Genomic DNA, 11,262 nt, shown 5'->3' with positions numbered 1-11,262 from the left:
AGCCGGGAGCCGGGAGCCGGGAGCCGGGAGCCGGGAGCCGGGAGCCGGGAGCCGGGAGCCGGGAGCCGGGAGCCGGGAGCCGGGAGCCGGGAGCCGGGAGCCGGGAGCCGGGAGCCGGGAGCCGGGAGCCGGGAACCGGGAACCGGGAACCGGGAACCGGACGGTGCTGTTCGCCGTGCGGAACGCCACCGCGCTGCACCGCCTCCTGGACGCGGCGCCCGCGCTCGCCGACGACAGCGCGGTGGTGCCGGTGTTCACCCTGGTGCCCGGCTCCGACTTCGACGCGGACGCGCTCGCCGCGCTCGACGGCCGGGGAGCCCGCTGCGTCCCGTGGGACGAGGCCCGCGCCACCTCCTACGACCTGATCCTCGCCGCCAGCGCGAACGGCGTCGGCGAGCTCAGCGGCCCGCTCGTCCTCCTCCCGCACGGCGCCGGCTTCGGCAAGCGCGTCCCGTACGCCCGCGGCGCGGACTCCGCGAACGGCCTGAGCCCGGATCAGCTGCTGCGCCCGGACGGCACGCCGGTCGCCCGGCTGCACGCGCTTCCGCACCCGGACGAGCGCGCCCGGCTGGCCGCCGAGGCGCCGGCCGCGGCCCGGCCCGCCGCCGTGGTCGGGGACCCGACGCTCGACCGGATCCTGGAGTCGGTGCCGCGCCGCGCGCGCTACCGCGCGGCCCTGGGCACCGGTGGGCGGCGGCTGGTCGCCGTGCTGTCCACCTGGGGCCCCGAGTCGCTGCTGGAGCGCCGCCCGGAGCTGCCCGCGCGGCTGGCCGCGACGCTGCCGTACGACGCCTTCCAGGTGGCGCTCGTGCTGCACCCGAACGAGCGGGCCCGGCACGGCGAGTTCGCGCTCCGGCAGCGGCTGGCGCGGCTGGAGCGGGCCCATGTGGTGCTGGCGGGCGGGTACGAGGAGTGGGGCGCCGTGCTGGTCGCGGCGGACTGCGTGATCACGGACCACGGCTCGACCGCGCTGTACGCGGCCGCGCTGGACCGCCCGGTGGTGAGCGCGTACGACGGCGGCGGGGAGCTGCTGCCGGGGACCCCGATCGCGCGCCTCCTGCGCGGCGCGCCGTATCTGGACGACGCGCGCCCGTACGCCCCGCAGCTGGAGCGGGCGCTGACGGCGCACGAGCCCGGCGTGGTCCGCGCGCACGCCGGGGGCGCGTTCGCCGAGCCGGGCCACGCACTCGAACGGCTGCGCGAGAGTCTGTACGGGCTGCTGGAACTGCCCCCGCCGGAAGCGCCCGCGCAGCCGGCCCCGCTGCCGCCGCCGCGCCCGGACACCGGCGCACGGGTGGCGGCGTTCGCCGTGGAATCCCGGGTGCGCGGGAACACCGCCGAGGTGACGCGGCACCCGGCCGCCGGCGCCGGAGAGGGCGGCTGGCTGGCCGCCGAGGCGGACTGGGCGGGCTCCCGGTACGTGCAGGGCGCGCGGCTGCTCTACCGGTACGCCGCGGCCGGGGAGGCTCCCGGCTGGTGCGCGGAGGCGCTCGCCGCGTACCCGGTGTGCCGTACGGCGGCGGTGCTCACCCCGGACGGCGGGTGCGCGGTGCGCACCCGCGGCGGGCCGCTGCGGTGGCTCCGCTTCCTGCCGCCCGCGCGGGGCTCAGCGCCGGACCCGGTGGCCGTGCTGTGCGGGGTGCACGCGTGGCTGGCCGAACACCCGGAAGCGGACGGGCCCGGAGAGCGGCCGGGGCGGGCGGCGGGGGTGCGCTGCCGCGCCGGCGGGCGCACCGCCGAGGTGGTGGCCGTCAGCCTTCCCCGGTGAGCCCGCCCGCGCGGCGCTCGATGTCCCGGACGCGCGCCCGGTGTGCCTCGGCCGTCGCGGAGTCGCCGTCCTCCTCCGCCAGCGCGGCGAGCGCGGTGAGCGCCTGCGCCTCCTCGCGGTCCGCGTCGCGCTCCCGGGCCGAGGCGAGGGCGCGTGCGTACAGCTCGGCGACGCGGGCGGCGTCCCGGGCGCCGGAGAGCCGCAGCGCGCGGGCGAGCTCGTGCGCTGTGCGCCCGGTCATCCGCGCGCGGTCGGCCGCGCGCGCCTCCTCGTGCGCCCGGGTGAGCTCGTCCACCGCTTCCCGGGCGCGCCCCTGTTCGGTCAGCGCGCGCCCCAGCAGATACGTCTGGAGCAGGACGCCGTACGGGTTGGGGATGCCCTCGTGGAGGTGCCGGGACGCCGTGAACTCCTCGGCCGCGCCCGCCCAGTCGCCCTCGGCCGAGCGCAGCAGGCCGCGGAACTCCCGGGTGGACGCCTCCAGGACGCGGACCGGGCACTTCTCGGGGCAGGTGTCCGGGCAGGGCGAGTGCCCCGCCGCCAGCGCCGCGGCGGCGCGCACCGCAGCGGCGACCTCCTGCCGGGCCGCCGCCCACTCCCCGGTCTCCCACAGCACGCGCGCCAGCTGGCAGCGCAGCCGGGCCAGCGCGGCGGGGTGCCCGGCGCGCCCGGCCGCATCCCGTCCGGCGCGGAAGGCGTCCCCGGCCTCCCCGTAGTAGCGGTGGTCGACGAAGTGCGTCCACAGCGGCTCGCAGAGCGCCCAGGTGTCCGCGTCGCCCTCCTCGGTGCCCTCGTCGGCCGCCGTGCGCACACAGCCGTACAGCGCCGTCCGCTCCCGCTCCAGCCAGCGCGCCGCCTCGCCCTTGCCGGACAGCGGCACGTCGGGCGCGTACGGGAGCTCGGGTAGGGGCTCGGCCAGGCGCAGCCGGTCGCCGGAGACCGCGCGGTCCGCGCGCTCGGCCTGCCGCCGGTACCAGCGCACGACCCGGCGCCGGGCCGCCGCTGCCGCCTCCTCGGTGCCGTCCCGCCGGGCGCGGCGCCGGGCGTGGGCGCGCGGCAGGTCGTGCATCCGGAACCGGTCCGCCGTCCAGCGCCGCACCAGCCGGGCGTCGAGCAGCTCGCCCAGCGCGTCCGACGCGGTGGGCTCGTCCGGCTCGCCGAGGAGGGCCGCGCACGAGCGGGCCGTGAACTCCCGGCCCGGGTGTACGGGCAGCAGCCGGTAGAGGCGGGCGGCGTCGGGGCCGAGCTCCCGGTAGGCGGCGTCCCAGGGTCCGTCGACCAACGGGTCCCCCCTGTCTGCGAGGTGTGCGCGCAGCTCCCTGGCGAGCTGGTCGCCGCCGCGCGCCGGATTGCGGCACAGCGCGCCGCCGACGGCGTGCAGCGCCGCGGGAAAGCCGGCGCACAGGCGGGCGAGTTCGTCGCGGTCGTGCGGGGCCAGGGCCAACTCGTCCTCCTCCGCGATCCGGCGCAGCAGGTCGGCCCCGTACTCGGCCGCCATGGCCTCCAGATGGAGCTCCAGCGCCCCTCTCAGTCCGGTCAGCCGGGTGCGGCTGATGACGACGGCGACGCTGTGCCGGGACGGCGGCAGCAGCCCCTTGACCTCGTCGGCGCGGCGCACGTTGTCGAGCACGAGCACCAGGCGCCGCCCGGAGGTGCGCTGTACGAGCTGCCCTTCGCGCGCGGCGAGGGTCCTGCCGCGCCACTCGGGCCGCACGCCCGTCCAGTCGAGCAGGATGTCGAGGACGTCCATGCGCGGGAAGGCCCCGTCGTCGTCCCTCAGGTCGTCCAGGTCGAGGTAGAGCGCGCCCTCGGCGTACTCGCCGTGCAAGTGGTACGCGAGGCGTACGCCGAACGCGCTCTTGCCGACACCGCCGACGCCGCTCACCGCGACGACCAGCGGCCGTTCGGTGGGGCGGCCGGTCGCGCCGAGGGCGCCGCGGACGCGGGACAGCTCCTCGTCCCGGTCCACGTAGTGCGCCTCTTCGGCGGGAAGCCGCACTGAGGGCGTCCACTCCGGTGTGCCGTCGTGCTGCTGAGGCAGATGGACGTTCAGATTGCCGTGCAGATGGCCGACCTGGGCCAGCACCTCCGCACTGACCTGCCCGTCCACGGTGTTCCGCGTCTCGTCGGTCACGGGGCAACTCTAGGGCCCTTCTGCCGGATCTCCGCTCTCCGCGGCGTCAGCGGATCGGGCGGTGGACGTTCTCCTTCGCGGACGGGCCGTGGGGCGCCTCCGCGATCCAGGGGCCTTCGGTGGACGGGTCGGTGATGCCCTCCTCCAGCCAGGTGTAGGCGCCGTCGAGCACCCCCCGCACGACCTTGCGGTCGAGGTCGTCGGTGTTGCTCCACAGCCGCCCGAACAGCTCCTCGATCCGCAGCCGGGACTGCTGGCAGAAGGCGTCGGCGAGCTGGCACGCGGCCGTCCCGTGCGCCCCCTCGCGGCGCAGCTTCTCGGCCCGTACGCACGCCGCGCTCATCGCGAACAGCTCGGCGCCGATGTCCACGATCCGGCCCAGGAAGCCCTGCTTGGTCTCCATCCGCCCCTGCCAGCGCGACATCGCGTAGAAGGTGGAGCGGGCCAGCTTGCGCGCGGCGCGCTCGGCGTAGCGCAGATGCGGGGCGAGGGAGCCGAACTCGGCGTACGTACGGGGCAGCTGGCCGGGCCCCGCGACGAGTTTGGGCAGCCAGCGCGCGTAGAAGGAGCCCGCGGAGAGCGCGGCCTTCCGCTTGTCCGCGACGGAGGCGTCCGGGTCGATGAGGTCTCCGGCCACGGACAGATGCGCGTCCACGGCCTCCCGGGCGATGAGCAGGTGCATGATCTCCGTGGAGCCCTCGAAGATGCGGTTGATCCGCAGGTCCCGCAGGATCTGTTCGGCGGGGACGCCGCGCTCGCCGCGCGCGGCGAGCGACTCGGCGGTCTCATAGCCCCGGCCGCCGCGGATCTGCACCAGTTCGTCGGCCATCAGGCAGGCCATCTCGCTGCCGTAGAGCTTGGCGAGCGCCGCCTCGATCCGGATGTCGTTGCGGTCCTCGTCGGCCATCTGGGAGGAGAGGTCGAGAACCGCCTCCAGCGCGAAGGTGGTGGCGGCGATGAAGGAGAGCTTGCCGCCGACCGCCTCGTGCCGGGCGACGGGCCTGCCCCACTGGACCCGGGCCTCGGACCACTGGCGGGCGATCTTCAGACACCACTTGCCCGCGCCGACGCAGGTGGCGGGGAGCGACAGCCGGCCGGTGTTCAGGGTGGTGAGGGCGACCTTCAGGCCCGCTCCCTCGGGGCCGATCCGGTTCGCGGCCGGCACCCGCACCCGGTGGAAGCGGGTGACTCCGTTCTCCAGCCCGCGCAGCCCCATGAAGGCGTTGCGCTGCTCCACGGTGATGCCCTCGGAGCCGCCCTCGACGACGAAGGCGGTGATGCCGCCCTTGTGGCCCTCCGACCGGGGGACGCGGGCCATCACGACGAGCAGGTCGGCGACGACGCCGTTGGTGGTCCACAGCTTCACCCCGTCCAGCACGTACGTGTCGCCGTCGGGCTCCGCCGTGGTGGAGAGCCGGGCCGGGTCGGAGCCCACGTCCGGCTCGGTCAGCAGGAACGCGGAGATGTCGGTACGCGCGCAGCGCGGCAGGAAGGCGTCCTTCTGCTCCTGGGTGCCGAACAGCTTGACCGGCTGGGGTACGCCGATCGACTGATGCGCGGAGAGCAGGGCGCCGACGGCGGGACTGGCGGAGGACACCAGGGCGAGCGCCTTGTTGTAGTACAGCTGGGTGAGGCCGAGGCCGCCGTACTCGGTGCCCACCTTCATGCCGAGCGCGCCCAGCTCCTTGAGGCCGTTCACCACCTCGTCGGGGATGCGGGCCTCGCGCTCGATCAGGGCGCCGTCGACCTTCGTCTCCACGAACTCCCGGAGCCGGCCGAGGAACTCCTCGCCCCGCGCGACGTCGTCGGCGGCCGGTTCGGGGTGCGGGTGGATGAGGTCGAGGCGGAAGCGGCCCAGGAAGAGTTCCTTGGCGAAGCTGGGTTTGCGCCAGTCCTTCTCCCGCGCGGCCTCGGCCACCTGGCGTGCTTCGCGCTCGGAGACGGTCATCTCACTCACCTCGCGACGGTGTGGAGGGATCTGCTACCGAGGAGTGCTACTCGGTCGTATGTACCCGATTCACCCGGTGCGTACCAGACACCGCGCACGATTCCGGCGCAGCCGTCACTCCCCGTGACCGCCGCCCGGCGTCCGCAGGCGGCTCGGGCGGGGGCCAGCGGGATGCCGGCCATGCCCCGCGCCGGGCTCCGGCTACCACCCCGGTACCACTCGGGGGGCGGAGTACCACCCAGGGAGCGGCCCGCGATCCACCCGTGCGGTGATGACCGGAGGCGCGCCCCTGCGTACGTTCGAGCGTGGCACGAGCGCCGCGCCTCCGGGGACACGGGGAGGCCCGGACCCGGTTTCGGGGGAGCCGGGCCCGGGGCACCGGGGACGCGGCGTGCCACCGGTCCCGGACACGGCTACGGCACGACGCGGAAGTGGGTCGTCAGCCGCCCCTCGTCGTCGTACACATGAAACGCCAGCAGGGGCGGCAGCTCGTAGTCGAGAGGGCCGTCCGCCTCGCCCTCCCACGGCATCCGGAGCGTGGAGACCACACCGGGCGCGGCGACGAGCGGCAGCCCGGCGAACGTGGTGACGGCCGGGGTGTGGCTGTGGCCGCACAGCAGGGCGGCCACCTGGGGGTGCCGTCCGACGACCTCCGCGAGGCGTTCCTCGCCGAACTGCCGGATGGGGTCGACGTACTGTCCGTGCAGCGGCACGGGCGGATGGTGGAAGCAGACGAACGCGGGCCTGTCGCGCGGGGTGTCCGCCAGGGTCCGGTCGAGCCACTGCAGCGTTCCGTCGTCCAGGTGGCCGTCGCCCCGGCCCGGAATGCTGGAGTCGCACAGCGCGAAGGTGGCGCCGGGCAGCCGGTGCGCCTGGTTGACCGGGGAGGTGTCGGCGGGGTCGCCGCCGAGCAGCGCAGCGCGGTACGGGCCGCGCGCGTCGTGGTTGCCGGGGCAGATCAGCGGCGCCCCGCCGTGCGCGGCGAACAGCTCGACGGCCTCGGCGTACTCCTCGCGGGCGCCGTGGTCGGCGATGTCGCCGGTGAGCAGGACGGCGTCCAGCTCGCCGGGCAGTCGGTCGAGGTAGTGCAGGACGCGCCGGGCGCGCTCCCGCGCGCGGGCTCCCCCGTCGGCGCGGTCCTGGCCGAGGTGTATGTCACTCAGATGTGCGAAGGCGAACATGCCGCAACGGTAGCCACACCCCGCCCGGACCCGGGCGCCCCCGCGACGGGAGCGCCCGGACGGTCACGGGTCATGCAGGTCTCACAGGTCTCACAGGTCTCACAGGTCGAGGCCGGTGAGCACCATCACGCGCTCGTAGGTGTAGTCCTCCATGGCGAACCGCACGCCCTCGCGGCCCACTCCGGACTCCTTGACGCCGCCGTACGGCATCTGGTCCGCGCGGTAGGACGGGACGTCGCCGACGACCACCCCGCCGACCTCCAGGGCCCGGTGGGCGCGGAACGCGGTCTGCACGTCGTGCGTGAACAGGCCCGCCTGCAGGCCGTACTTGGAGTCGTTGACGGCGGCGAAGGCCGCTTCCTCGCCGTCCACCTCGGTGAACGTCAGGACCGGCCCGAAGACCTCCTCGCAGCCGATCCGGGTGTCGGCGGGCACGCCCTCCAGCGCGGTGGGCGCGTAGGTCGCCCCGTCGCGCCGGCCGCCCGTGAGCACCTTCGCACCGCGCCCGACGGCCTCCTCCACCCAGGACTCCACGCGCCGGGCCGCCTCCTCGCTGACCAGCGGGCCGACGTCGGTGGCGGGGTCCGACGGGTCGCCGGTCCGCAGCGCCTCGATTGCGGCGACGACGCGGGGCACCAGCCGGTGGTGGACGGAGGTGTCCGCGATGACGCGCTGCACGGAGATGCAGGACTGGCCTGCCTGGTAGTTGGCGAAGGTGGCGATCCGCTGCGCGGCCCAGTCCAGGTCGGCGTCCGAGGAGTAGTCGGCGAGCACCACGGCCGCGCCGTTGCCGCCCAGCTCCAGGGTGACGCGCTTGCGGGGCACCGAGTCGAGGATGGACCAGCCGACCGGCGCCGAGCCGGTGAAGGAGATGATCGGCAGCCGCTCGTCCTGCACCAGTGAGGGCATCTGCTCGTTGGGGACGGGCAGCACCGACCAGGAGCCGGCCGGGAGGTCCGTCTCCGCCAGCAGCTCGCCGAGCAGCAGCCCGGACAGCGGGGTGGCGGGGGCGGGCTTGAGGATGATCGGCGTGCCGACGGCGATGGCCGGGGCCACCTTGTGGGCGCACAGGTTGAGCGGGAAGTTGAACGGCGCGATGCCGAGCACCGGCCCGTACGGGAAGCGGCGGGTGTACGCGAGGCGCCCGGTGCCGCCCGCGTCGGAGTCCAGCCGCTGCGCCTCGCCGCCGCCCCACCGGCGGGCTTCCTCGGCCGCCCACCGGAAGACGGAGACGCACCGGCCGACCTCGCCGCGCGCCCACTTCATGGGCTTGCCGTTCTCGGCCGAGATCAGCTGGGCGATCTCCTCGGTGCGCTCCACGAGGCGGCCCACAACGTGGTCGAGCGCGGCCGCGCGCACATGCGCCGGGGTGGCCGGGAACGCGTCGGCGGCGGCCGCTGCCGCCGCCACGGCCTCCTCGACCTGGTCGCCCGTGGGGATGCTGACGGTGCCGACGAGGCGGCCGTCCCAGGGCGAGGTGACATCGAGCGTGCTGTCGCCGACGGCCTCGCGGCCGGCGAGCCAGAACGCGTGAGGGGGAGTCGCTGTCGTCACTGCGGATCGCCCTTCCGGTTGGCTGGAAACGCTGGTACGCGCTCCACCGTAGGGCGTCGCGGCCCGCACCTTTCTTGTCCGGCGCGTAGCAGATCCGCACCCGGGCGCTACGGATTGGCCCGTTGCCTCCCCGGCCGCACCCTCCCGGGGTCCGGTCGGGGTTGACCGATTGCACCCTTGACCCGGTCATGACACCACTCGACGATGGCAGCGCACCTGCACGCGTCCCGCCGGGTCTCCGCGAGCCCGCGGAGACCGGCGAACACGGGGGAACCGCGCGCGTGCACCACCCCCACCCGTCGCACTGGACACCCCAGGAGACGCGATGCGTAGACACCTCCATTCCGCACGCCCCGGACGGCACCGCCGCAGGCCCGGCATCCTCGCGGCCACCGCGGCGTGCTGCGCCCTGGCGCTGGCCCTGCCGCTCACCGCGCAGGCCACCGCCGCGCCCGAGGGCACGGACCGCGACACGCGGAGCACCGCACAGCAGAAGGGCGGCGAACACGGCTACCTGGTCCACGGAGTCGGCAGCAAGCAGGAACGGAGCGCGATCGCCGCCACCGGCGTCGCGATCGACGACGTGGACGGCGACACCGTGGCCATCACCGCCGGCCCGGACGGGCTCCGCGCCGTCAAGGCGCTCGGCCACCGGGTCACCGAGCTGGCCGCGCCGCCCCGGCGGGCACCGCGCGACGGCGCGCCGCGCACGAAGGACTTCCCGCCCTACGACTCGGACTACCACAACTACACGGAGATGACCGAGGCGATCGACACCTACGTCGCCACGTACCCCTCCATCATGAAGAAGGAGGTCATCGGCAAGTCCCACGAGGGCCGCGGGATCGTCGCCGTGAAGATCAGCGACAACGTGGCCCAGGACGAGGACGAGCCCGAGGTCCTCTTCACCCACCACCAGCACGCCCGCGAGCACCTGACGGTCGAGATGGCGCTCTACACGCTCGGCGAGCTCGGCTCCCGGTACGGCTCCGAGGACCGCATCACCGAGATGATCGACGGGCGCGAACTGTGGGTCATCCCCGACGTCAACCCGGACGGCGCCGAGTACGACATCGCCACCGGCAGCTACCGCAGCTGGCGCAAGAACCGCCAGCCGAACCGGGGCACGTCCGCCGTCGGCACCGACCTGAACCGCAACTGGGCCTACAAGTGGGGCTGCTGCGGCGGCTCCAGCGGCAGCCCCAGCAGCCTGACGTACCGCGGCCCCTCGCCCGAGTCCGCGCCCGAGGTCCAGGTGGTGCGCGACTTCACCAACAGCCGCGTGGTCGGCGGGAAGCAGCAGCTCACCGCGCACATCGACTGGCACACCTACAGCGAGCTGGTCCTGTGGCCGTACGGCTACACCTACAGCGACACGGCCGAAGGGCTCACCCAGGACGACCACGACGCCTTCGCCACCGTCGGCAGGGCCATGGCACGGACCAACGGCTACACCCCGCAGCAGTCCAGCGACCTGTACATCACCGACGGGAGCGTCAACGACTGGATGTGGGGCGAGCACAAGATCTTCTCGTACACCTTCGAGATGTACCCCTCCTCGGCGGCGGGCGGCGGCTTCTACCCGCCGGACGAGGTGATCGGCCGGGAGACCGCCCGCAACAAGGAGGCGGTGCTGCTCCTGCTGGAGAACGCCGACTGCATGTACCGCTCCATCGGCAAGGAGGACGAGTACTGCCAGGGGAGCTGACGCCCCGTCCGGAGCTCAGCTGGTGGCCTTGAGCGCCAGCCACAGCTCCATCCGCACGTCCGGGTCGTCCAGCGACCGGCCGAGGATCTCCTCGACCCGCCGCATCCGGTAACGGAGCGTGTGCCGGTGGACGCCCAGCTCGGCGGCCGCCGCGTCCCACTGGCCGTGCCGGGAGAGCCAGGCGCGCAGCGAGGCGACCAGGTCGCCCCGGCCGTGCGCGTCGTGCTCGCGCAGGGCGCGCAGCAGCCCGTCGGCGAAGGCGCGCACCGCGTCGTCGGCGAGCAGCGGCAGCACGGACCCGGCGGCCACGTCCTCGTGCTCGACGACGGGGACGCCGCGCCGCCGGGCCACCGACAGCGCCTGGTCGGCCTGCTTGAAGGCGATGGAAACGGCCGCGAGCCCGGCGGGCGCCGAGACCCCCACGGCGAGCGCCGGGTCCGCACCGGAGGGCGGCGCGGACCCCGGACCCGGGCGCGGGGGGCGCCCGGGGCCTGCGCCCTCGAACGACTCCGCGGGGCACTCGGCGGCGAACTGGGCGCAGGCCGCCACCGCGGCCCCGCCGTCCGTGGCGAGCACCCGCAGCCGTGTGCCGTCCGGCACCACGAGCACGGCCTCGCCGCTGCGGGCGGCGGCCGTCTCCACGGCGTCGGCAAGCTCCTCCAGCGGCCAGGGCAGGCAGGCGTCCGACGCCTCGGGCTGCGGGCCGCCGCCCGCACCGGCACCGATCACGACGCCGGCTGCCGCCGCGTCGCCCGGTCCGCCGGGCGCACCGCCGAGCGGTGCCGCCGGGGCGAGCGGGCCGTCGCTCAGCGCCGGCGGGGCCGCCTGGACGTCCTGGGCGCCGCCGCCGGCGGCGGCCGGCACGGCCCGCGCGGTGTCGCCGGGGGCCTCGGGCCGGGCGTCGGGCCGCTCGTCCCGGCGCTTGTGCCCCTTGCGGCTCTTCGGCGTCTGCTGCCCCGCCCCCGCCGGGGC

Annotated in this window: 7 protein-coding genes; 2 read left to right on the top strand and 5 right to left on the bottom strand. The window is 75.4% G+C overall.

Translation table 11 applies throughout. The features are described 5' to 3' along the window. On the top strand, positions 1-1,768 hold a 1,768-nt coding region (locus G5C65_RS40185; protein WP_206442090.1), incomplete at its 5' end, for a UDP-N-acetyl glucosamine 2-epimerase. On the opposite strand, the gene G5C65_RS21030 is transcribed toward G5C65_RS40185, so the two are convergent. The 4 genes from G5C65_RS21030 to G5C65_RS21015 all read right to left on the bottom strand — a co-directional run bounded on the left by G5C65_RS21030 (position 1,752) and on the right by G5C65_RS21015 (position 8,582). Continuing rightward, positions 1,752-3,899, bottom strand: a complete 2,148-nt coding sequence (locus G5C65_RS21030; protein ID WP_165300442.1) for a tetratricopeptide repeat protein — start codon at positions 3,897-3,899, stop codon at positions 1,752-1,754. The two genes, G5C65_RS40185 and G5C65_RS21030, sit on opposite strands and share 17 nt — an antisense overlap. A 46-nt stretch (positions 3,900-3,945) precedes the next feature. After that, positions 3,946-5,847 (bottom strand): acyl-CoA dehydrogenase family protein, encoded by a 1,902-nt coding sequence (locus tag G5C65_RS21025; protein ID WP_165300445.1) that lies wholly within the window; start codon positions 5,845-5,847, stop codon positions 3,946-3,948. 413 nt (positions 5,848-6,260) lie between these two features. Further along, a complete protein-coding gene (locus G5C65_RS21020) occupies positions 6,261-7,028 on the bottom strand; it encodes a metallophosphoesterase (protein WP_165300441.1) in 768 nt (255 codons plus the stop codon). Between the two features lie 99 nt (positions 7,029-7,127). After that, positions 7,128-8,582: an aldehyde dehydrogenase family protein gene (locus G5C65_RS21015; protein ID WP_165300440.1), complete on the bottom strand. Its 1,455-nt coding sequence runs from the start codon at positions 8,580-8,582 to the stop codon at positions 7,128-7,130. Positions 8,583-8,907: 325 nt separating this feature from the next. Between G5C65_RS21015 and G5C65_RS21010 the strand changes: the two genes are divergently transcribed. Then, positions 8,908-10,290: a M14 family metallopeptidase gene (locus G5C65_RS21010; protein ID WP_165300439.1), complete on the top strand. Its 1,383-nt coding sequence runs from the start codon at positions 8,908-8,910 to the stop codon at positions 10,288-10,290. Positions 10,291-10,305: 15 nt separating this feature from the next. Here the strand turns inward: G5C65_RS21010 and G5C65_RS21005 are convergent. Continuing rightward, the coding region (locus tag G5C65_RS21005) for a PucR family transcriptional regulator (protein ID WP_241265947.1) at positions 10,306-11,262 on the bottom strand (957 nt) is incomplete at its 5' end.

This window comes from Streptomyces boncukensis (assembly GCF_011045075.1).
GTDB lineage: Bacteria > Actinomycetota > Actinomycetes > Streptomycetales > Streptomycetaceae > Streptomyces > Streptomyces boncukensis.
The sequence above is the reverse complement of the archived record's forward strand: the minus strand, read 5'-3'. Positions and strand labels throughout refer to the sequence as shown.